This window comes from Streptomyces aureus, from assembly GCF_001418135.1.
In the GTDB taxonomy this organism is placed as follows: domain Bacteria; phylum Actinomycetota; class Actinomycetes; order Streptomycetales; family Streptomycetaceae; genus Streptomyces; species Streptomyces aureus_A.
In genome coordinates this window covers 1-21,943 of sequence record NZ_LIPQ01000109.1, presented here as the reverse complement: position 1 = coordinate 21,943, position 21,943 = coordinate 1, and the positions used below count along the sequence as shown (strand labels likewise).

General features: G+C 72.4%; 20 protein-coding genes. 1 reads left to right on the top strand and 19 read right to left on the bottom strand.

Going from position 1 to position 21,943, the window contains the following annotated elements; all coding sequences use genetic code 11:
• Positions 1-21 precede the first annotated feature (21 nt).
• The 18 genes from AOK00_RS11495 to AOK00_RS38990 all read right to left on the bottom strand — a co-directional run bounded on the left by AOK00_RS11495 (position 22) and on the right by AOK00_RS38990 (position 19,827).
• Positions 22-1,218 (bottom strand): cytochrome P450, encoded by a 1,197-nt coding sequence (locus AOK00_RS11495; protein ID WP_055600211.1) that lies wholly within the window; start codon positions 1,216-1,218, stop codon positions 22-24.
• Between the two features lie 54 nt (positions 1,219-1,272).
• Positions 1,273-1,935 (bottom strand): response regulator, encoded by a 663-nt coding sequence (locus AOK00_RS11490; protein WP_079041947.1) that lies wholly within the window; start codon positions 1,933-1,935, stop codon positions 1,273-1,275.
• Positions 1,932-3,254 (bottom strand): sensor histidine kinase, encoded by a 1,323-nt coding sequence (locus tag AOK00_RS11485; RefSeq protein WP_055600210.1) that lies wholly within the window; start codon positions 3,252-3,254, stop codon positions 1,932-1,934. The genes AOK00_RS11490 and AOK00_RS11485 overlap by 4 nt, the downstream gene beginning before the upstream one ends.
• Before the next feature lie 122 nt (positions 3,255-3,376).
• Positions 3,377-5,596, bottom strand: a complete 2,220-nt coding sequence (locus tag AOK00_RS11480; RefSeq protein ID WP_055600209.1) for an FG-GAP repeat domain-containing protein — start codon at positions 5,594-5,596, stop codon at positions 3,377-3,379.
• Positions 5,597-5,717: 121 nt separating this feature from the next.
• Positions 5,718-6,587, bottom strand: a complete 870-nt coding sequence (locus tag AOK00_RS11475; RefSeq protein ID WP_055600208.1) for an alpha/beta hydrolase — start codon at positions 6,585-6,587, stop codon at positions 5,718-5,720.
• Positions 6,588-6,723: 136 nt separating this feature from the next.
• On the bottom strand, positions 6,724-7,923 hold the full coding sequence (kynU, locus tag AOK00_RS11470; RefSeq protein ID WP_055600207.1) for a kynureninase: 1,200 nt from the start codon (positions 7,921-7,923) through the stop codon (positions 6,724-6,726).
• A gap of 10 nt (positions 7,924-7,933) precedes the next feature.
• A complete protein-coding gene (locus tag AOK00_RS11465) occupies positions 7,934-8,791 on the bottom strand; it encodes a tryptophan 2,3-dioxygenase family protein (protein WP_055600206.1) in 858 nt (285 codons plus the stop codon).
• A 124-nt stretch (positions 8,792-8,915) separates the two neighbouring features.
• Positions 8,916-9,746 carry a DUF3152 domain-containing protein gene (locus AOK00_RS11460; RefSeq protein ID WP_437441408.1) on the bottom strand — a complete coding sequence of 277 codons (831 nt, stop codon included), beginning with the start codon at positions 9,744-9,746 and terminating at the stop codon, positions 8,916-8,918.
• Positions 9,747-10,050: 304 nt separating this feature from the next.
• Positions 10,051-10,464, bottom strand: coding sequence for a DUF3151 domain-containing protein (locus AOK00_RS11455; RefSeq protein WP_030323572.1), 414 nt, complete (start codon positions 10,462-10,464; stop codon positions 10,051-10,053).
• A 201-nt stretch (positions 10,465-10,665) separates the two neighbouring features.
• Complete coding sequence (locus AOK00_RS11450) at positions 10,666-12,120, bottom strand: MFS transporter (protein WP_055600204.1); 1,455 nt, start codon at positions 12,118-12,120, stop codon at positions 10,666-10,668.
• A 73-nt stretch (positions 12,121-12,193) separates the two neighbouring features.
• Positions 12,194-13,384, bottom strand: a complete 1,191-nt coding sequence (locus tag AOK00_RS11445; RefSeq protein ID WP_055600203.1) for a MalY/PatB family protein — start codon at positions 13,382-13,384, stop codon at positions 12,194-12,196.
• 86 nt (positions 13,385-13,470) lie between these two features.
• Positions 13,471-14,493 carry a class II fructose-bisphosphate aldolase gene (gene fbaA, locus AOK00_RS11440; protein WP_055600202.1) on the bottom strand — a complete coding sequence of 341 codons (1,023 nt, stop codon included), beginning with the start codon at positions 14,491-14,493 and terminating at the stop codon, positions 13,471-13,473.
• A 222-nt stretch (positions 14,494-14,715) separates the two neighbouring features.
• Positions 14,716-15,255, bottom strand: a complete 540-nt coding sequence (gene pyrE / locus AOK00_RS11435; RefSeq protein WP_055600201.1) for an orotate phosphoribosyltransferase — start codon at positions 15,253-15,255, stop codon at positions 14,716-14,718.
• A gap of 35 nt (positions 15,256-15,290) precedes the next feature.
• A complete protein-coding gene (locus AOK00_RS11430) occupies positions 15,291-16,076 on the bottom strand; it encodes an aldose epimerase (RefSeq protein WP_055600219.1) in 786 nt (261 codons plus the stop codon).
• Between the two features lie 24 nt (positions 16,077-16,100).
• Positions 16,101-16,961 carry an SRPBCC family protein gene (locus AOK00_RS11425; RefSeq protein ID WP_055600200.1) on the bottom strand — a complete coding sequence of 287 codons (861 nt, stop codon included), beginning with the start codon at positions 16,959-16,961 and terminating at the stop codon, positions 16,101-16,103.
• Positions 16,962-17,023: 62 nt separating this feature from the next.
• A complete protein-coding gene (locus tag AOK00_RS11420; RefSeq protein ID WP_079041945.1) occupies positions 17,024-18,697 on the bottom strand; it encodes a polyamine aminopropyltransferase in 1,674 nt (557 codons plus the stop codon).
• Positions 18,698-18,772: 75 nt separating this feature from the next.
• Positions 18,773-19,291 (bottom strand): DUF2617 family protein, encoded by a 519-nt coding sequence (locus tag AOK00_RS11415; RefSeq protein ID WP_055600199.1) that lies wholly within the window; start codon positions 19,289-19,291, stop codon positions 18,773-18,775.
• A gap of 296 nt (positions 19,292-19,587) precedes the next feature.
• Positions 19,588-19,827 (bottom strand): hypothetical protein, encoded by a 240-nt coding sequence (locus tag AOK00_RS38990; RefSeq protein WP_055600198.1) that lies wholly within the window; start codon positions 19,825-19,827, stop codon positions 19,588-19,590.
• Positions 19,828-19,927: 100 nt separating this feature from the next.
• Here AOK00_RS38990 and AOK00_RS11405 point away from each other — a divergent pair, with 100 nt between their 5' ends.
• On the top strand, positions 19,928-21,097 hold the full coding sequence (locus tag AOK00_RS11405; protein WP_437441407.1) for a pyridoxal phosphate-dependent aminotransferase: 1,170 nt from the start codon (positions 19,928-19,930) through the stop codon (positions 21,095-21,097).
• A 79-nt stretch (positions 21,098-21,176) separates the two neighbouring features.
• Here AOK00_RS11405 and AOK00_RS11400 read toward each other — a convergent pair whose 3' ends face one another.
• On the bottom strand, positions 21,177-21,713 hold the full coding sequence (locus AOK00_RS11400; RefSeq protein ID WP_055600196.1) for a YbjN domain-containing protein: 537 nt from the start codon (positions 21,711-21,713) through the stop codon (positions 21,177-21,179).
• Positions 21,714-21,943 lie beyond the last annotated feature (230 nt).

Here is a 21,943-nt window from a genome sequence, read left to right as displayed (position 1 = left end):
CGTGAGAGCAGCGCTCGGTGCTCACACCTCCACGAGCAGCTCCTCGAAGCCCCGGATCACGTACCCCGGCTGCCGCACGGGCTCCGCCACGAGCCGCAGGTCCGGCGCCTGACGCAGCAACTCGCCGAATACCGCGGCCAGTTCGAGGCGGGCGAGCGGGGCGCCGAGGCAGTAGTGGATGCCCGCACCGAAGGTGATGTGCGGGTTGTCGGCCCGGGTGAGGTCGAGTTCGTCGGCCGTCGGGCCGAAGCGGGCCGGGTCGCGGTTGGCGGAGCCGAAGAGGAGGGCGACCTCGGAGCCGCGCGGGATGAGGCGGCCGCCGATCTCGATGTCGTCGAGGACCCAGCGCTCGAACATCTGGAGCGGGGTGTCGTAGCGCAGAAGTTCTTCCACAGCTGTGGACAACTTTTCGGGATCCGGACGGACGCCGTGCTTCAGGAGGGTCCACCAGCCGTTGACCGTCGTGTTCACGGTGGCCTCGTGGCCCGCGTTCAGGAGCAGGACGCAGGTGGAGATCATCTCCTGCTCCGTCAGCTCCTCCACGCCGATGAGCGCCGAGATCAGATCGTCCCCCGGGCTCTTCCGCCGCCGCGCGATCAGCTCCCGCAGATAGTCCGAGAACTCGACCGAGGCCTCGACCGCCAGTCGGGCCGTCTCCTCCGACGGATTCAGCTCGAACATCCCGCAGATCGCCGCCGACCAGGGCCGCAGCCGCCCCCGCTCCTCGTCGTCCCCGGGAACGCCCAGCATCTGGGCGATCACCGCGACCGGCAGCGGCTCCGCTACCGCCGCCTGGAGGTCGCCGCCGCCCGCCGCCACCAGATCCCCCACCAGGTCCGCGGCGAGCCGCCGTACCGTCGGTGCCAGGTTCTCGACGGTCCTCGGCGTGAACGCCTTCGACACCAGGCGCCGGATGCGGCTGTGGTCGGCCGCCTCCAGATCGAGCAGCCCGTGGTCGTTGAGCGTGTGGAAGGGCTCGTACGCCGCGTCCGGCGCCTCCCGCCCGAACTCCTCGTGGGTGAAGCGGTGCGTGTACGTACGGCCGAGCCGCCGGTCCCTGAGGAGCGCGGACACGTCCTCGTAGTGCGGGATCAGCCACTGGCGGGTCGGGCCGTGCCAGTGGGCGCGGCCCGCCGCCCGCAGCTCGGCGTAGGCGGGGTACGGATCGGCGACGAACTCCGGGGAGAAGGGGTCGTAAACAGCCTCGACAGCGTCCATGACCGGACGCTACCCGGCGCCCGGGGCCCAGGGGGTGTCCCGGGACGCCAGGACCTAGCCGCCGACGCGCACCAGACCCGCCTCGTACGCGAAGACCGCCGCCTGCGTCCGGTCCCGCAGCCCCAGTTTCACCAGGACGCGGCTCACATGGGTCTTGATGGTCGACTCGGCGACGACGAGGTGCTCGGCGATCTCGGAGTTCGACAGGCCCTGAGCGATGAGCACCAGGACCTCCGTCTCGCGCTCCGTCAGCTCCCCCGTCTGCGCCACCGCGGGCGGGCGCGGAGAGCTCCCCGGCGCCTTCGCGAACTCGGTGATCAGCCGCTTGGTGACGGTCGGCGCGAGCAGTGCCTCGCCGGCCGCGACGACCCGCACGCCGTCGGCGAGCTGCCGGGCGGAGGCGTCCTTGAGCAGGAAGCCGGAGGCCCCGGCGCGCAGCGCCTGGTAGACGTACTCGTCGAGGTCGAAGGTGGTCAGGACGAGCACCTTCGCGTCCGCGTCGGCGGCGACGATCTCCCGGGTGGCGTCGATGCCGTTCAGCTCGGGCATCCGGATGTCCATGAGGACCACGTCGGGGCGGAGGGCGGCGACCTGGGCGACGGCCTCCCGGCCGTTGACGGCCTCGCCGACGACCTCGATGTCCGGCATCGCGCCGAGCAGCACCGAGAAGCCCTCGCGGACCATCATCTGGTCGTCGACGATCAGCACGCGGATCACTGGTCACTCTCCTCACGGCTCACGGGGACGAACGCCGTCACCTCGTAGCCACCGTCCTCGGTCGCCTCGGCCGTCATCTCCCCACCGAGCATCGTCACACGCTCCCGCATGCCGGTGATGCCGTGACCGGCGCCCGGCGAGGGCTTGACGGGGCCACGGGCGGGGCCGTTGGCGATGCGCAGGCCCAGGCCGCCGAGGACATGGCTGCCCTCGACCTTCGCGGCGGCGCCGGGCGCGTGCCGCAGCACGTTCGACAGGGCCTCCTGGACGATGCGGTACGCGGAGAGCTCCACGCCCTGCGGCAGCTCGCGCACGGCGCCGGTCACCGTCTTCTCGACGACGAGCCCGGCCTCCTGGACGTTGCGGACGAGCGAGTCGAGGTCGGCGAGGGTCGGCTGCGGGGCGTCGGGGGCCTCGTAGTCCTCGGCGCGGACGACACCGAGGATGCGGCGCAGCTCGGTGAGCGCGGCGACCGCGTTCTCACGGATGGTGAGGAAGGCCTGCTCCAGCTCCGGCGGCGGGTTCTCGACCCGGTACGGGGCGGCCTCGGCCTGGATGGCGACGACCGACATGTGATGGGCGACGACGTCGTGGAGCTCACGGGCGATGGTGGTGCGCTCCTCCAGGAGGGTCCGCCTGGAGCGCTCCTGGGCGGTGACGGTCTGCTGGGCGATGACCTCGCGGTCGGCCTGGCGGCGGACCTGGAGGACGGTGACGGCGAGCAGGAGGAGGGCGGAGACGAAGAGCATCGGGAGGGAGTCGGAGCTGCGCCCCACACCGAGGAACATCTCCGCGAAGAGGCAGAAGGCGGCCGTCACGAGCCACATCCACGCCGCGGTACGCGGCCGGGTGCGGGCGGCGACCACGCCGAGGACCACGAGATGGGAGAAGAACGTGATGTGCGACCAGGGCCAGCCGGCGTCGTAGCCGGTGAGGTAGCCGATGACGGGCGTGGAGGCGAGCGAGGTCCAGAAGGCGAGGACGGGCCGCACCAGGGTGAGGAGCACGATCGCGGGCGGGACGCAGGCCGTCATCATCGTCAGCGGGGCGAAGGTGGTTTCGAACTCCTCGTACCCCATGGCGAAGACGATCAGGGCGAGGAACGCGACGACGGCGTGCGGGAACAGGCCGAGGTGCGGCCGTATCCCCTTCGGCACGAAGCGCGCCACCTTGGGGTTCACCTCGGCCGGCTGGAGCGGCCGGTAGGCCGACGCGTCGTGGAAGAGTTCCTGCCGCAGCCCGCCGAGGACGACCTGGACCAGGTGGAACTCGGGGGCGCGGCTCGTCTCGGGGGTCTGTGTCTGGGTCACCCGCACCACGGTACGGGCGGCGGGGGACCCGGTCGTCCCGCTCGATGCGGATCCTTCCGGGTCCCCCTTGAGGACTATGGCCCCCGTCTCCCGTCCTCCCCCGGATCAGAAGAGCGTCGCGGAGCCGCTGCTCATGCGACGTGGTTGAACTTGGTGCCCTCGCCCGCGTACAGGTTCGTCGTCGCCCGGCTGAAGGGGGTGCTGACGGAGCCCGTGGAGCGGTAGACGTACGTGCCGCCCGTCCCGTACGCGATCAGGTCGGGGCGGCCGTCGCTGTCGACGTCGCCGGCACCGACGAGCTGGCTGAAGGCGCCCCAGCCGCCGCCGATCTGCACACGGGCGGCGAAGTTGCCGCTGCCGTTGCCCTGGTAGAGCCAGAGGACACCGGAGGCGTCGCGTGCGACGAGGTCGCCCGCGCCCGTGCCGGCGACGTTGCCGACGGCGGTGATGTGGTTGTAGGCGCCCCAGCCGCCGCCGACGCGGGCACGGGTCGCGAAGGGCTTGGCGGAGTCGCCCGTGCCCTTGTAGAACCACAGCACGCCGGTGGTGTCCGTGGCGAGGAGGTCGGCGCGGCCGTCGCCGTCGAGGTCCGAACCGCCGGTCAGCTTGTTGTAGGCGCCCCAGCCGGTGCCGATCTTGACGCGGGTCTCGAAGGTGCCGTCGCCCTTGCCGAGGTAGTGCCAGAGCACTCCGGCGCCGTCGAGGGCGACCAGGTCGCCGGCCTCGTTGCCCGCGAGGTCGCCGACGGCCTCGATCTGCTTGTACGCGCCCCAGCCCGTGCCGATCCTGGTGCGTCCGGCGGTCTCGACCCTGCCCTCCACCGGCCGGTTCCACAGGTCGTCGCGCCACAGCGCGCCGGCGGCGTCCCGGGCGAGGACGTCGGTGGAGCCGTTGTTGGTGTAGTCGTGCGGGTTGAGCCACCGGACGACGTCCATCCGCCAGCCCTGGTAGACCGGCTCGCCGGTGCCGTCGAGCAGCATCGCCTCGGCCGCCACCGCGTACGAGCCGTTCGGCGCCTCCGCCCCGTCGAGGGCGCCGTCCCAGGTGAAGGTGAAGCGGTTGCCCTCGGCGGGGGCGTACACGCGGGTGCGGTACTCCTTCTCCGTGACCATGTGCGTCAGCGTGACGTCCACGAAGGCCTCACGGTGCGACAGGGTCCACCCCAGCGTGACCTTGCCGCCGGTCTGGTCCAGGTTCACCTTGTCGGGGACGTGGACCTGCTCGATCTTCAGGTCGACCAGCGGGGCCTCGTCGGCCACCTTGGTGACCTTCGGGGTGCCGTCCTCCGCGAGCTCGATCCGGAACAGTCCCTTGCCGTCGGCGGCGCGCGCACCGCGCGCCACGGCGGTGCCGTCGGCCGCGGCCCACGCGTCGGTGCCGGAGTCCAGGAGCTGGCGGGTCTCACCGGTGGTCAGGGAGACGGCCCGGAGGGGCGTCGACGGGCTGCCGTAGACCAGCCAGTGGCCGACGAGCGAGAAGTGCCACTCGCCGTGGGCGCCCAGGACGGTCCGCTTCTCCTCCCCGGTCACGCGGTCGACGGACGCGACGTAGTCGCCGGTTCCGGCCTCGTAGCCGAACCAGGTCACGTGCGAGGCGGAGAAGTCCAGACCGCCGAATCCGTACCCGGACTCGGGGGAGGCGTACGTCTTGGTGACCGTCCCGGCCGCCACGTCGACCAGGGCCCGGCCGCCGGTCCGAGCGCCCTCCGGGCCGGTCTCGTAACCGACGAGGACGGAGCCGTCGTGGACCCTCGACGCGAAGTAGTCGGTGGCGTCGGCGGGCAGGCCCGAGATCTTGCGGGTGGTCGTCGTGGCTCCGTCCTTGGTCACGACGTGCAGCTCCGCCTGGCCGACGGCGTTCGGCAGCTGAGCGAGCACGCTCGTCGGGCTGAGCACGGCCACGTAGTTGCCCTGGAGCGCGCCGAGGTCGATGTCGACGCCCGGGGCGGAGGGGGTGGCCATGTTCCGCAGGGTGATCGAGCGCATCTGGGCGGACCAGTTGTCGTCGCCGAGGACGACCACGTCGTCGGCTCCCATGGTCCAGCCGCCTCCCTCGGGCTCGTCGAGCGGGGTGCGGGCGCCGCCGTCGTACGGCGTCCAGAGCAGCTTGCGCTCGCTGTCCTCCGTGAAGGAGTACGTGAGGAAGCCGGAGGCGCCCACACCTCCGAGGTCGGTGCCCTCCGGGTAGACGGGAAGGACGGTGTCGGCCTGGTCGGCGGGGGCCGCGACGGCGGCCGGGGTCGCCGCGAGGGCGGCGGGAGCGGTGGCCAGCGTGCCGGCGCCGAGCGCGGTGACGGCGAGGACGACGGTGACAGCAGTGGCGAGACGGGTGCCGGTGGTGCGGAGCTGCAAGGTGAAACCCCCACGAAGAAGACTCGGACACGGGAGTGCCGTGCATGATCAGACCCGCGACCCGGTCGAATAGTTGTACGGGGATTCCGATGAGTCGTCCGGGGATCCCGGGACTCCACGATCACCAGGCCAGCTGGGCGATCTCCTCCGCCACCACCGCGCACGCGTCCGCCGCCGGGTCGATCGGCGGGAAGTGGCCGATGCCCTCCAGGAGCGTCAGGCCGACCTCCTCACCCGCCTTCGCCGCTGCCTCCGCGTACGCCTCGGCCACGGCGTACGGGACGTCGGTGTCCTCGCGGCCCTGCACGACGGTGGTCGCGATGCCCGTCGGCAGCAGCACCGAGGGATCGGCGTGGGCCGCCCGCTCCCCGTACGCGGACGGTCCGCCCAGCAGCTCCGTGACCGCGCCGCCGCACACCCCCAGCTCGACCGACCGCCCGAAGTGGGCGATCGGGGCGAGGGCGACGACCCCGCGCAGCGGGGGCGGGGCGGGCAGCCGCCACGGGGAGCCGGCCGGCAGGACGTGCCGCGCGGCGGCCCAGAGGGCGAGCTGACCGCCGGCCGAGTGGCCGGTGAGCACGATCCGGCCGATGTCGGCCTGCGGCAGGTGGGCGGCGGCGAGGTCGGGCAGGGCGTCGAGCGCGGCCGCCACGTCGTCGAAGGTCTCGGGCCAGCGCCCGGCGACCGGGGTGGCACCACCCTGCCGGGGGATGTCGCTGCCGCGCCGGTACTCGACGTTCGCCACGGCGAAGCCGCGCCGGGCCAGGAAGTCCACGAACGGGGTCAGGTGCCGCCGGTCGTACGGCGCCCGCCACGCCCCGCCGTGCAGAGCGACGACGAGCGGCGCCCGGGTCCGTCCGTCGCGCGGGGCGTAGAAGTCGATCACCTGGTCCGGGTGGTCGCCGTACGCGGCGGAGACGTCCGGGGGGACGGCCGGGTGCGAGAAGGCCGACGCCTCTTCGGCGGCATCGCGCGCGGCGTGGTCCGGCATGCTGTTCCAACCTCTCGGATACGGGGCCGAATTGGCCTGACCTGCGGGGACGGTACCAGGAGTGGAGCCCCCGCAGATCAGGCGATCATCGGACCGTACGCGTCCGCGCGCGGCCGCGCGGAACCCGGTCGAGGCCTCAGGCAGGCAGGTCCGCCAGGACCTCCGCGAGCACCCGTGCCGCCCGCTCCGCGTCCGCGAAGCCGACGTACAGCGGGGTGAAGCCGAACCGCAGGATGTCGGGGCGGCGCAGATCGCCGACGACACCGCGCTTGATCAGCTCGGCCATGACGGCGGGCGCGTTCTCGCAGGCGAGCGCGGTCTGGCTGCCGCGCTCCTCGTGCGCCTCCGGCGTCACGGAGGTGACCCGGCCCTCCGGCACGTACGCGCGCACGCACTCCAGGAAGAAGTCCGTGAGCGCCAGGGACTTGGCCCGCACGTCCTCGATCGCGACGCCGTCCCAGACGTCCAGCGCCGCTTCGAGGGCCAGCATCGAGAGGATGTCGGGCGTCCCGACCCGGCCCCGTACGGCGCCCGCGGCCGCCTCGTACCCGGGAGTCATGGCGAACGGGTCGGTGTGCGAGTTCCAGCCGGGCAGCGGCGAGTCGAAGGCGGCCTGGTGGCGCTCGGCGACGTACAGGTAGGCCGGCGAACCGGGCCCGCCGTTCAGGTACTTGTACGTGCAGCCGACGGCCAGGTCGACCCCGTGCGCGTCCAGGCCGACCGGCAGGGCGCCCGCGCTGTGGCACAGGTCCCAGACGGCGAGCGCGCCCGCCGCGTGCAGCGCGGCCGTGATGCCGGGCAGGTCGTGGCGGCGGCCGCTGCGGTAGTCGACGTGGTTGACGAGCGCGGCGGCCGTCCGCGGGCCGGCCGCCGCGGCCATGGCGGCCGGGTCGACGGGCACGATCCGGTGACCCGTCATCCGCGCCGCGGACTCCGCGATGTACCCGTCCGTGGGAAAGGTCGTCGCGTCGACGAGGATCTCGTCGCGGTCGCCGGCGCTCAGCCGGGCCGCCGCGACGACCGCCTTGAAGACGTTCACGCTGGTCGAGTCGCCGACCACGATCTGTCCCGGGGCGGCGCCGACGATCGGGGCGATCCGGTCGCCGATCCGCTCGGGCGCGGTCCACCAGCCGGACTCGTCCCAGGAGCGGATGCGGAGCTCGCCCCACTCGCGGGTGATGACGTCGGCCATCCGGGCGGGGACGTGGGCGGGCAGCGCGCCGAGGGAGTTGCCGTCGAGGTAGACGGTCCCGGCGTCGAGGGCGAACCTCTCCCGGTGCTTGCCGAGTTCGTCGGCGGTGTCGAGTGCGTGTGCCTTCTTCTGGAGGTCTGCCATGACATCGGTCTCAGACATGGCTGCGCGCCGTCCAGAGCTCCGGGAAGACGTTCTTCTGCGCCCGCTTCTCCAGCCAGGCCACGCCGGCCGAGCCGCCGGTGCCGGTCTTCGAGCCCATCGCGCGGCGGGTCGCCACCAGATGGTCGTTGCGCCATCGCCAGATCAGTTCGGCGACGTCGCTGAGCGCCTCGCCGAGCCGCACGAGCTCGGCGTTCTGGTCCGCGTCCGCGTAGATCCCGGCCCAGACCGCCTCGACCTCGGCCGAGGGCTCGTACCGCTGCGCGAGGTCACGGCCGAGGACGGCGGCCGGGACGGGCAGACCGCGGCGGGCGAGCAGCCCGAGGACCTCGTCGTACAGGCTCGGCTCGTGGAGCGCCTTCTCCAGCTCGGCGTGGACGCGGGGCGCGCCCCGGTGCGGGACGAGCATGGACGCGGACTTCTCGCCGAGCAGGAACTCCATCCGCCGGTACATCGCGGACTGGAAGCCGGAGCCCTCGCCGAGCGCGGCGCGGTAGGAGTTGAACTGGGCGGGGGTGAGCTGGGCGAGCGGCCGCCAGGAGTGGTTGAGGGCCTCCAGCTCGCGTACGGAGCGCTTGAGCGCGTCCATCGCCACGGGGACGCGGTCCTCGCGCAGGGCGCGGCTCGCGGTCTCCCACTCGTGGACGATCACGGTGAACCACAGCTCCATGACCTGGGTGGTGACCAGGAAGACCATCTCGCCGGGGTCGTCCGAGCGGAGGTGCTGGAGGTGGGTGAGGACGTCCGCCTGGACGTAGTCCTCGTACGGCGTCGTGCCGGCGAAGTCGAGGTTCGGGTCGTTGGTGACCGAACCGGCTCCGGAGTCGGGAGAACCCGGGGAGAGTGACATTTCTGTCTCCTCGATACGAACTACCGGGTAGCGGTCTGCTCCACCGCGCGCACGGTCGTCCGTGCGTCACGGGAGCCCCGGTCCCCTCGGGAGGCGGGCTTCGTCGCGCGCCGTCCCAAACGCATCATGACACGATCGGCCCGGTGATGTAGCTCCCGTCTTCGTCATACGGAAATGCGTTCGACCGACATCCGTCCAGGCCCTTGATCTGCTGCATCATCGCGGGCGCGAGCTTGCCCGGACCCAAGCAGCCCATGTGCTGCCGGATGCCGATCTCGTGCCCGACCTCGTGGTTGATGATCAGATGCCGGTACTCGGCGGCCGCCCCCGCGAAGGTCGGCGAGCCCAGCATCCACCGTCTGAGGTTCACCACGACCCCGTCGGTGGTCTCGCAGTTCAGCTCACCGCGGGTGTTCAGGCCCTGCCGCAGGCAGAGCGCGTCGGCCGTGTCCGGGGTGGCGATCCGGATGACGAAGTCGGCGTTCTCCGAGACCAGCTGGAAGCGGCCCCGGCCGTGCGCGGCCCAGCCGCGCGGATGCGCCAGGATCCGCTGGATCTCGGCGGCCGTCTCGCGCGCCGACAGCTCGATGCCCTCCTCGACCTGGACCCGGTAGCGGCGCAGTTCGCCGCTGTGGCCGACCGGCGCGCCGGAGGCCTGCGCGGTGGTGAAGGTCCCGGCGCCGGACTTCGGCACGGTGGGCGGCTTCATCGGGCTCGTCCCCGGCTTCGGCGTCGGCTTGGGGGACGACTTCGGTTTCGGGGACGGGGCCGACCCCGGTTTCGGAGGCGGCGTCGGTTTCGCCGTCGTGGGCCGGGGGGTGGGAGCGGTCTTCCCCTGGGCCGGGTTCTCGCCGGCCGCCGTCGGCGGGGGAAGGGTGGCCTGGGCCGCCGTGTCCTCGACGGGCGGGCCGTTGAAGTGGGCGAGGGCGACGCCGGCGCCGAGCGCGACCGTCATCAGGACCAGCGTCGGCAGTACGAGCCGGCCGGCGGGGCCGCGTCTGTCTCTGTCCCGCCGCCGGCTTCGCGTTCGTCGCCGTCCTGCGGATGCGGCACGCTTGCCCACGACAGACTTCTCCCCTGCTTCGGCCGGCAGTGGGGGAGGAGGAAATGCGCCTCGGCACCGGCGTGTTCGGTCCTGCGGTCCCGGGGATCGTACCGGCCCCGGTCGAACAACCTCGAACGGACCGGGGAGTCTGTCCGGATTTCCCCCGGTCCGCCGGAGCAGGGGAAATCCGGCCAGTTTCAGCTGTCGGGCGATGTCAGCCGAGCGTCTCCGCAGCGGTCTCCGAGGAGTCCCGCAGGAAGGTCGTGCAGCGCTCGAACTCGTCCTTCTCCCCGATCTCGCCGGCCGCGCGGGCGAGCGAGTGCAGGGCGCGCAGGAAGCCGCGGTTCGGCTCGTGCTCCCACGGCACCGGGCCGTGGCCCTTCCAGCCGTTGCGGCGCAGCGCGTCGAGGCCGCGGTGGTAGCCGGTACGGGCGTAGGCGTACGACTCGACGACCGAGCCGCGCTCGTACGCGTCGTCCGCGAGCTGGGCCCAGGCGAGCGAGGAGGTCGGGTACTTCGCGGCGACTTCCGCCGGCGCCGTACCGTTCGCGAGCAGCTCGCGCGGACCCGGGTCGTCGGGCAGGTGGGTGGGGGCCGGTCCCCCCAGGAGGTTCTCATGCATGGCCATGGGGCCAGTCTGCCTCAGTCCCGCCCGCCGGAGCCCCCGTGGCCGGAAGCAGCAGGCCCTGGGCCGGGCCCCGCCCGCCGGAGCCCCCGTGGCCGGGAAGCAGCGGGCCCCGGGCCCCGGGCCGCCCGAACCCGCGCGGAGGAAGCACCGTCCCTCTCAGGCCGAGGAGCCGGCACCCTCAGGCCGAGGCGCCGGGGCCCCTCAGGCCGAGGCGTCCCGCTGTCCCGGGTCGAGCGGCGGGGACGACACCCCGCAGTGCACCTTGCACTCCGGGTGGCAGCCCGCGCCCGCCGGGGTCCGCATCGTCGTCCACGCGAGCACCGCGCCCACCACCAGGATCCCCGCGCACATCGGCATCGCCCGCCGGAACGTCGCCCCGAACTCCTCCGCCGAGAGGTACGCCTCCGGGCCCATCCCGGCGAGCATCGGCAGCGCGGCCACCGCGAGCAGCCCGGCCGCCCGCGCCGCCGCGTTGTTGATGCCGCTGGCCAGGCCCGCCCGGGACACGTCCACCGAGGCGAGCACGGTCGCGGTCAGCGGCGCGACCAGCGCCGTCATCCCGAGCCCGAGCACCAGCAGGGCCGGCAGCACGTCCCGTACGTACGAGGCGTCCTCACCGACCCGCAGCATCAGGAGCATGCCCGCGGCGCACAGCAGCGGCCCCACCGTCAGCGGGATCCGGGGCCCGATCCGCTCCCCCAGCTCCCCCGATCTCGCCGAGAGCAGCAGCATCAGGACGGTCGTGGGCAGCAGGGCCGTACCGGCACCGAGCGCCGAGTAGCCGGCCACCACCTGGAGCTGGAGGGCGGCCAGGAAGAAGAATCCGCCGAACGCGGCGTACACGCACAGCGTGACCAGGTTGACCGCGGTGAACATCCGGGACGCGAAGATCGACGGCGGCACCATCGCGCGTTCGCCGCGCCGCCGCTCCACCCTCACGAACCAGGCGCCGACGACGACCCCGGCCACCCCGGCCCACCATGCCTCGCCGATCAGCGCGTACGTCACGAGTGCGAGCGCCGCCGCGCCCAGGGCCGCGCCGAGGACGTCGAAGCGGCCGTGCGCGGTCTCGTCCCGCGATTCGGGGACGTGCCTCAGCGCGACGGGGACACAGAGGGCGGCGAGCGGCACGTTCAGCAGGAACACCCACCGCCAGCCCGGCCCGTCCACCAGCCAGCCGCCCACGAACGGCCCGATCGCCGCCCCCACCCCGCCGAAGCCGGACCACAGCCCGACCGCCCTGGCCCGGTCGTCCTCGTGGAAACTCGCCTGGATCAGCGCCAGGGACCCGGGGGTGAGCAGCGCCCCGCCCACGCCCTGGAGGGCGCGGGCGGCGATCAGCACCCCGGCGTTCGGGGCGAGGCCGCACAGGAGCGAGGCGAGCGCGAACCACACCACGCCGATCACGAAGACCCGGCGCCGCCCGTACCGGTCGCCGAGCGATCCGCCGAGCAGGATCAGCCCGGCCAGGGTGAGCATGTAGGCGTTGACCGTCCACTGGAGCACGGCCAGGTCGGCGCCCAGGTCCTCGCCGATGTGCGGCAGCGCCACATTGACGACGGTGGAGTCGAGCAGCGCCATGCCGGAGCCGAGGACGGTCGTGAACACGATCCATCGCCCGGCCCTGGAGGCCATCCGCACGTCCCGATCGCCCATGCCAGCCATGGTCCTCGCGGAGGCGGCCCCGTGCACCCCGGTGCGGGCATCCGCCGCGCACGGGACGCCCGTGTCAGGAGGTACGCAGCCGTCCCGCCGCCCGGACCAGCGCGGCCACCCCCCGCTCGGCCTTCTCCCGCCGACAGCCCACGTTCAGCCGGACGAAACCGGGCGTGCCGTAGACCCCGCCCGGCATGATCGCGACCTTCTCGACGGTGATCAGCTCCTCCTGCAGCCGGGTCTCCTCGATGCCCAGGGGCCGCAGGTCGATCCAGGCGAGGTAGCCCGCCTGCGGGGGCGCCCAGCCGAGCTCGGGAAGGCCGGCCGCGAGGTGGTCCCGGACCATGCCCATCGTGCCCGCCACGTACGCGCGCAGCTCGTCCAGCCAGTCCGCGCCGTGCCGGTACGCGGCGATGTGGGCGGTCAGCGAGAGCACGGCGGGCGAGGCGAGCCCCTCGCCGGTCTCCATGCGCCGGACGAAGGCCGCGCGCTCGTCGGGGTCGCCGATGATCCCGTACGAGCCGGAGAGCGCGGGGAAGTTGAAGGCCTTGGTGGCCGAGGTGATCAGCGCCCAGTGGTGTCCCCGGCCCCGCTCGGCGATCCGGGTCCACGGGATGTGGCGGTGGCCCTCGGTGGTCAGGTCGGCATGGATCTCGTCGCTGACGACGGCCGCGCCATGGCGCTCGGCGAGCACGGCGAACTCCCGGAGCTCGGCCTCCGTCCACACCCGGCCGGTCGGATTGTGCGGGGAGCAGAGCAGCAGGACCTTGCTGTCCGGCCGGGCCAGCTCCCGTTCGAGGGCCTCGGTGTCGCCGAGAGGGACGCCGCGCAGCTCGCGCCCGAGCCCCGTGACGGCCTTGCGGAAGCCGTCGTAGGTGGGGGTGTGGACGACGACGCCGTCGCCGGGTTCGGTCCACATCCGCAGGAGCTGGGAGAGCTGGTTGAGCACGGAGGGCGCGTACACCAGGGAGTCCGGGTCGATCTCGGCCTCGTACCGGGTGGCGTACCAATGACGTATCGCCTCGCGGAACTCCCCGAGCCGCCAGTCGGTGTAGCCGAAGACCCCGTGGTCGACGCGGTCGCGCAGGGCCCCGAGGACCTCCGGCGGGGAGGCGAAGTCCATGTCGGAGATGGTGAAGGGGAGCAGGTCGGGGACGCCGAAGCGGTCCGCGATCCCGTCCCACTGGACCGACCAGGTCCCCCGGCGGTCGATCTCCCGGTCGAAGTCGTACGTCGTCGTCACCGTGGTCTCTCCTCCGGACATCTCTCTCCTCCAGACACGCCGAGGGCCCGGCACCCCCACGCCAGGGCGGGGGTACCGGGCCGCTCGTACAACGCTCGCTTCAGCGCTTACTTCAGCTTGGTGCCGGTCGAGCGCAGCGCCGCGCACGCCTCGGTCACCCGGACGGCCATGCCGGCCTCGGCCAGCTTGCCCCAGGTGCGCGGGTCGTAGGTCGACTTGATGCCGACCTCGCCGTCGACCTTCAGGACACCGTCGTAGTTCTTGAACATGTGGTTCGCCACCGGACGCGTGAAGGCGTACTGGGTGTCGGTGTCGAGGTTCATCTTCACGACGCCGTTCTCCAGGGCGGTGGCGATCTCCTCGGCCGTGGAGCCCGAGCCGCCGTGGAAGACGAAGTCGAACGGGGAGGCCTTGCCGTACTTCTCGGCGACGCCGGCCTGGAGGTCCTTGAGGAGCTCCGGGCGGAGGACGACGTTGCCCGGCTTGTAGACGCCGTGCACGTTGCCGAAGGAGGCGGCGAGCAGGTAGCGGCCCTTCTCGCCCAGGCCCAGGGCCTCGGCGGTGCGGAGCGCGTCGTCGACGGTGGTGTACAGCTCGTCGTTGATCTCGTGGCTGACGCCGTCCTCCTCGCCACCGGTCGGGGTGATCTCGACCTCAAGGATGATCTTGGCGGCGGCGGCCTTCGCGAGCAGCTCCTGGCCGATGGCCAGGTTGTCGGCGAGGGTCTCGGCGGAGCCGTCCCACATGTGCGACTGGAACAGCGGGTTCTCGCCACGGGCGACGCGCTCGGCGGAGACCTCCAGCAGCGGACGGACGTAGCCGTCCAGCTTGTCCTTCGGGCAGTGGTCGGTGTGCAGCGCGACCGTGATGTCGTACTTCGCGGCGACGATGTGCGCGAACTCGGCCAGGGCAACGGCGCCCGTGACCATGTCCTTGTTGTACTGGCCGCCCAGGAACTCGGCTCCGCCGGTCGAGATCTGGATGATGCCGTCGCTCTCGGCCTCCGCGAAGCCGCGCAGGGCGGCGTGCAGGGTCTGGGACGAAGTCACGTTGATGGCCGGGTAGGCGAACTTGCCTGCCTTCGCCCGGTCGAGCATCTCGTTGTAGACCTCGGGGGTTGCGATGGGCATTCGTCCGCTCCTTGTGATGTGCGGGGTGTGTGCGTTGCTGTCCCTGACCTGGGGGCGACGTCATCGTCGACGCCCATCCTTCCAGACTCTTCTCCGGGCTCCCACGGGCCCGGCATGACAAGGGGCGGGGTGTTTCACGTGAAACACCCCGCCCCTCGGTAAAATCGCAGGTCAGGACAGCAGTCACCGATGTCCGGGACCTAAGTCACGACTTCGCGGCGGTTACGCCAGGTCGAGATCGGCCAGCTGGTAGCCGGTGAGGTACGTCAGACCCGCCCCGGCGATGGCCTCGGCGGCGCCCCGGTCGACGATCGTGGCCACGGCGACGACCTCGCCGCCGGCCTCGCGGACGGCCTCCACGGCGGTCAGCGGCGAGCCGCCGGTGGTCGAGGTGTCCTCCACGACGAGGCAGCGACGGCCCTTGACGTCCGCGCCCTCGATACGGCGCTGCATGCCGTGGGCCTTCTGCGCCTTCCGGACGACGAAGGCGTCGAGACGCTGTCCGCGCGCGGCGGAGGCGTGCAGCATCGAGGTCGCGACCGGGTCGGCGCCCAGGGTCAGACCGCCGACGCAGTCGAAGTCCAGGTCGGCCGTCAGGTCGAGCATGACCTGACCCACCAGCGGCGCGGCCTCGCCGTCCAGCGTGATCCGGCGCAGGTCGATGTAGTAGTCGGCTTCCAGACCCGAGGAGAGGGTCACCTTGCCGTGCACCACGGCCTTGTCCTTGATCTGCTGGAGCAGCTCAGCGCGTACGTCAGTCATGGTCAGCAGCTTAAGGGGCGCCGTGGCGCCCTGACTCAGAGCCGCCGCCAGCGCCAGGTGCTCTCGACCTCCAGGGGGTCGATCGGGGTGACCAGACGGGGATGGGTGTTGAGGCCGTTCGGCGGGCCGGACTGCGGCTCGACACAGACGGCCTCCTCGGGCTCGTCGTAGATCACGACCCACTCGGCGCGGCTGGTGACCTTCAGCTCCAGCTCCTCCGGCCAGGTGAGGGTGACGTCGACGCCCCCGGGCATGCCGAAGCAGTCGTCCCAGGGGCCGGGGCTGGGGTCGATCCGGCGTCCGGTGGGCAGGTGGTTCTCGCCGCGCTCCTCCTGCCAGGCGGGCGTGAAGTCGATCCGTACGTCCTGACCGCCCCGGCCGAGGTCGCGCAGGAACCAGGGGTGCCAACCGGCCTGGGCCGGAAAGGAGTCGTCGTAGGTCTCGACGCCGAAGCGGAGGGTGAGGGAGTCCTCGGTCAGCTCGAAGACCTGGGTGACCGTGCCCTTGTACGGCCACGGGTCACCGAGCTCGCAGGTGAAGACGGCTTCGGTCGCGGAGACCCTCGCGGACTTCCAGGCGAGGTCGCGGACGGTGCCGTGGATGGCGTGCGGGGGTGCGTTGACCGGCAGCTGATGGCTGGTGGCCCCGTTGCGGAAGCGGCCGTTCTCGGTCCGTCCGCACCAGGGCACCATCGGGAAGCTGCCGTACCGCTCGCCCTGGCGCAGCACCTCGGTGCCGCCGATGCGCAGGCTCTCGATCCGGCAGCCGTTCTCGGGGCTGATGGTCAACTCGGCGTCGCCCGCCGTCAGTCGCGTCTGCATGCTCACGCCCCGACCCTAATCGTGTCAGCGGCGTCGGCGCAGTGCGCGGCCGACGACCACGGCGGAGGCGAGCGCGAGGGCCGCGGCCGGGGCGATCCAGCGCAGGGTGGCACCGGCGCTCGACGCCTCGGGCGCGGGAACCGGGGCGTACCGGCCGCGCGGCGGAGCGTGGTCGACCTCCTCGGCGCTCCGGCCGATCATGGTCCGGCGGGCGTGGGCGGCCTCGGCGGCGGGCTGCGGGGCGGGGAACTCGATGGGCGTGTCACCGAAGGCCTCGTCCAGGAGGGGGTCGAGGGAGGGCGGCGGCACCGGCGCGTCGAAGACGGAACTCCGGTGCGGCTCCTCGACTCCGTCGTCGACGCCGTCGTCGTCGGAGTCGGGCTCGACGGCCTCCTCGGCGGCTGCGGTGTCCGCCGCTTCGGCGGCGCCCGCGTCCGGCTCCTCCGGCGCGTCCGGCTCCTCAGCCAGCGCCGCCAGCCCCTCGACGAACTTGTCGAGCATCCGGGCGCCCGCGGTGGACCGGACCTCGTCCGTCGCCTCGGCGAGCCGGCCGGCCGCCGTCAGGCCGCCGGTGAAGCTCAGGCGGGTGCCCTCGGCCACCGGAGTGAGGACGACGGTGAGCGACAGCTCCGCCGTGCCCTTGCCCCGGACTTCGGTTCCCCGGCCCTCGTAGGTGATGGCACCGTCCCGCTCGACGACCTTCAGGGCGCCCCGGTAGGTGATGGTGTTGCCGCCGACCCGCACCTTGAGCCGGCCCGTCAGGGGGCCCGCCTCCGCGTCGGCGTCGCGCTGGAGACCGGGGACGCAGCGCGCCACCCGGGCCGGGTCCGTGAGCGTCGCACGCAGAACCGCGGCCGGGACCGGGACGAACACCTCATGCTCCATGGAAGCCGAGCCTACTCAGACGGGGGCGCGGCGTCGCCCGTTCGGCACGGAAGCCGGTTCCCTCAGCCTCCGTAGCGCGGGTGCACCAGCGTCGACGGGGGCGGTTCGGCGCCCCGGCCGCGCTCGGCGCGGCGCGCCGCGGCCTCCAGGGTGTCCCGGCCGAGTGAGCGCAGCCGGGGCGCGTCGGGGGCGAGGCCGAGGGCGGGCGGACGGCTGCCCGGTACGGCCAGGAGGAAGCCCCAGTCGCCGGGCCCCCGCCCCGTCCCGCCGGCGCTGTCGGCGCGGTCGGGTCCGGCGGCGAAGCCGGGGGTGCGGCCGCTCGCGCTGTAGGGGCGGGTCGCGAAGCCGGCCGCGTGCAGGGTGGCGTCCACGGTCCAGTAGGTGTGGGGCCGGTCGGTGACGGACCCGGCGTGCACGGCGAACCGTCCGGAGGGGGTGAGGACCTGGGCCACGAGTCCGTAGAACTCCTGCGCGTACAGCTTGGCGCTGGGGGTGATCCCGGGGTCGGGCAGATCGGAGATCACCACGTCGTACCGTTCCTGCTGACGATCGGTGGCGCCCCGGAGCCAGTGGAAGGCGTCCGCGTGGACCACCCGGACGCGCGGGTCCCGGAACGCCTGCCCGTTGAGCCTGGAGAGAGCCGGGTCCGTCCGGGCGAGGCGGACGACGCCCGGGTCGAGTTCGACGACGGTGACGGAGCGGACCCCGGGGTAGCGCAGGGCCTCGCGGGCGGCCATGCCGTCCCCACCGCCGACGATCAGCACGCGGGCGTGCGCGCCGTTCATCGCGGGGTGGACGAGGGCCTCGTGGTAGCGGTACTCGTCCTGGCCGGCCACCCGGAGGCGGCCGTCGAGGAACAGGTCGGGCGGGCCTTCGCGGCCGCCGGTCACGACGATCTCCTGGAGCTCGGTGTGGACGGCGACCCGCACCCGCTCCCCGTACACCGCCCGCCGGGCGGCCTGTTCGAAGTCGTCGACGAGCACGGTCGCCGTGGCGAGGACCGCGAGGACCGACACGTTCACCGCGACGAGCAGGGCCCGGGAGCGGGCGGTCAGGTCGCGGCGGAAGACCCAGAGGACGAGGCCGCCGCCCGCCACGGCGTTGACCGCGCCGGTGACGAGGGCGCCGGTGAGCTGACCGAGCCAGGGCAGCAGCAGAAAGGGGAAGGCGAGGCCGCCGACCAGGGCGCCGACGTAGTCGGCGGCGAAGAGGTCGGCGACCGTCCCGGCGGCGTCGTCCTGCTTCCCGAGCGAGGCCTTCCGCCCGGACCGGCCCGACCGGTCGCCCCGCTGTATGAGAGACATCAGGAGCGGGATCTCCGCGCCGATGAGCACCCCGATGGCGAGCGAGAACACCACGAGGACGTACCGCGATTCGCCGAACCAGGCGAAGGCCGCGTACAGCACCATCGCCGAGGTGCCGCCGATGAGCGCGAGCCCGGCCTCGACCAGGCCGAAGCCGACGGCGGCGCGGCAGCGCAGCGCCTTGGCGAGGAGCGAGCCCACCCCCATGGCGAAGACCATGACGGAGAGCACGACGGAGGCCTGGGTGACCGAGTCGCCGATCAAGTAGGAGGCGAGCGCGACCAGTTCGAGTTCGTAGACCAGGCCGCAGGCGGCGCAGACGAAGACCACCGCGAGGACCGGGAACCGCACCGTCTCGCGCGGCGGCTCGGGCCGTCGCACGGGCGCCCGCCGCACCCTCTTGGGTGGCATGGTCACGGTCGGCTCGATCATGACCGTAACGCTACGTCACGATCCGGGCGCCCCCTGTCACCCACACGAGTGGATCTGGAGCTCCGGGAGGGCGCATCAGAGCGTTGCAGGCATACGTACGCTGATACGGGTCCTGGTCACCACCAACTGCCCTTCCTGCGGGTAGGCGTGCCAGGTGCGCCAGCGCAGCTGACCCTCGTGGCGCTGCGCCAGCATCGCCGTGAAGGCGTGCGGGGAGCCGGGAAAGGTCCCCGCGAGTCCATGGGGGTGGTCGGCGACGAGTGCCAGCAACTCCTGCGCCCGGCCCGCGAAGGAGCCGTGCGAGAGCGTCTCGACGCGGGCGGCGAATTCGTACTCCCATTCGCCGACACGCTTGGAGACGCCGAGCGGCAGCGGGGTGCTGCTGCCCGGCATGCAGGCGACGGTCTCCGAGCAACTGCGGCCCTCCTCTTCCAGGAGCACCTGGTGGGAAGCACCGAGCAGCCTCAACTGCAGCTTTGCGCCGGAGAGTTCGAGGTCGAGCACGGCGAGGGCGGGCAGCGGCTCGCGCCCGAGGGCCCAGGCCAGATCGGCCGCGCGGGTATCGGTATAGGAGGTTTTCAGGGTGGTGAGCATGGGTCGGCTCCGCAAACACGGTTTGACGGGTGGGCCGGGGGCGCCCCGGAGAAGGGTTCAACGGGAGTGGGGAATCGCCGGCTCGGGTCCACACACGGTCCGAGGGCTGTCTCTGTCAGGAGCGAGAGAACCACGGACGCCGGACGACTCGCAGCGTTTTTACCCAACTTGCTGTGTTTTCCAACCCCTTCGGGGACCCCACAGTTCACTTGTTCAATCAGAGTTGATCGACATGTCCGCTCCGATTGCCCACGTCACGTGCCACGCGCCTGCGGAGCCGCCGGCCACCCGGGTGCTCAGCTGCCGCCACCGCCGCAGCCGCCACCGCCGCCACCACAGCTGGAGGACCCCCCGCAGGAGCTGGAGCCGCCGCCACCACAGCCGCCCCCGCCGCCACCGTCCGCCCAGGTGATGCTGCCGCCGCTCGACCGCGAGCCCCGCCGCCGCGGCCTGCCGCGGCCGACGCCGGCGCCGCGGAACATGCTGACGAGGCCCACGAAGACCACGATGCCCAGGAAGATGAAGAAGATTTCCATCAGTACTGCCCCCGTTCTCTTGTGCGAGGGAGATTCCCTCGGGCGCACCCCGTCAAAGCGCACTTGAGGAAGTCCAGAGCTTCGCCGCAGGATGGCCGTCATGACACGACCGCCGCTCAACCGCAGCCTCGCCGAGTTCGGGACGACGATCTTCGCCGAGATGTCCGCGCTCGCCGCCAGGACCGGGGCGATCAACCTCGGTCAGGGCTTCCCCGACACCGACGGCCCCGAGGAGATCCGGGAGGCGGCGGTCCGCGCGCTGCGGGACGGCCGCGGCAACCAGTACCCGCCCGGCCCCGGCGTCCCCGAGCTGCGGTCGGCGATCGCCGACCACCAGCGGGACCGGTACGGCCTCGGCTTCGACCCGGACACCGAGGTGCTCGTCACCGCGGGCGCCACCGAGGCGATCGCGGCGGCCCTGCTCGCCCTCGTCGAACCGGGCGACGAGGTCATCGCCCTGGAGCCGTACTACGACTCGTACGCCGCCTGTGTCGCCATGGCCGGCGGGACCCGGGTCCCCGTCACCCTCCGCCCCCACGACGGGTCCTACGTCCTCGACCTCGACGAGCTGCGGGCCGCCGTCACCGACCGGACCCGCCTGATCCTCCTCAACACCCCGCACAACCCCACCGGCACCGTCCTCACCCGGGCCGAACTGACCGCCGTCGCCGAGCTCGCCGTCGAGCGGGACCTGCTCGTCGTCACCGACGAGGTGTACGAGCACCTGGTCTTCGACGACGCCGAGCACCTGCCGATCGCGAGCCTGCCGGGGATGCGGGAGCGCACGGTCACCATCGGCTCGGCCGGCAAGACGTTCTCGTTCACCGGCTGGAAGGTCGGCTGGATCACCGCGAGCCCCGAGCTGACCTCCGCCGTCCGCTCGGCCAAGCAGTTCCTCACGTACGTGTCCTCCGGCCCGTTCCAGTACGCGATCGCCGAAGCCCTGCGCCTCCCGGCCACGTACTTCGACACCCTCCGCACGGAGCTCTCCGCCAAACGGGACCTGCTGAGCGAGGGCCTCGCACAGGCGGGATTCGCGGTCTACAAGCCCGCCGGCACGTACTTCGTCACCACCGACATCCGCCCCCTCGGCGCCGAGGACGGCTTCGCCTTCTGCCGCTCGCTGCCCGAGCGCGCCGGGGTCGTCGCCATCCCGAACGCCGTCTTCTACGACCACCGCGAGGCCGGCGCCCCCTTCGTCCGCTTCGCCTTCTGCAAGAGGACCGAGGTCCTGGAGGAGGCCGTGTCCCGGCTCAAGCGACTGGCCTGACGCCCGGCCGCACCACCGCCGACGACGAGAGCCCGGCCCCTCGGAAGGGGCCGGGCTCTCGTGCTGGAACGGGGGAGGCTCAGGCCTCTTCGTCGCCCGCGGCCTTGTCCTCGGGGGACTCCAGGCCGAACTGCTCGACGACCCACTTGTCGAACTCGATGGAGGCGCGGACCCAGCTGACCGTGGAGGACACGAAGTGCTCCAGGGCGACGCCGGTGCCGATCAGCATCTGGGCCTCACCGATGAGGCGGAGGGTGGCGGAGCCGTCCTCCTCCTCGTGCAGGTGCGTGTAGACCTTCGGCCACAGGGTGCGGCGGTTCCAGTCGTCGATCGCGTCGAGGATCTTGGCGCGGTCGTCGGCCGAGTGCGGGCGGTCGTAGAACGTCCGCACCGAGAAGACCTGCTGCTCGTCCTCGCCACGGAACATGAAGTACGTGCGGAATTCCTCCCACGGCGCCGCGAGGTCACCCTCGTCGTCGATGACGTACTTCAGCTCCATCTGATCGAGGAGCTGCTTCACGAGGTCCTGGTCGGGGACGACGGGGCCCGCCGGTCCTGCGGCCTGAGGCTGGGGCTGGCCCCCGAAATTCGGAATCGAGGACGGGTCGATGCTCACCGTGTATTTCCCTTCGTACGGATGTCGCCATCCTCCCCCATGCCGGGCGGTCTGTGGCAAGCCCTGCCTCCCGCGATCCGCTGCGGGCTGACAAGAACTGGTGCGTCGGGGGAAATCACCGCCGGGAAAAACGCGAAAAGGAAAAACAAGGGCCGCACGCCTCCGTGCGGGTCACGTACGAGGACGGGGTCACCGCCCTCGTACGTGCCGAGGCCCCCGTCACCGCCCCG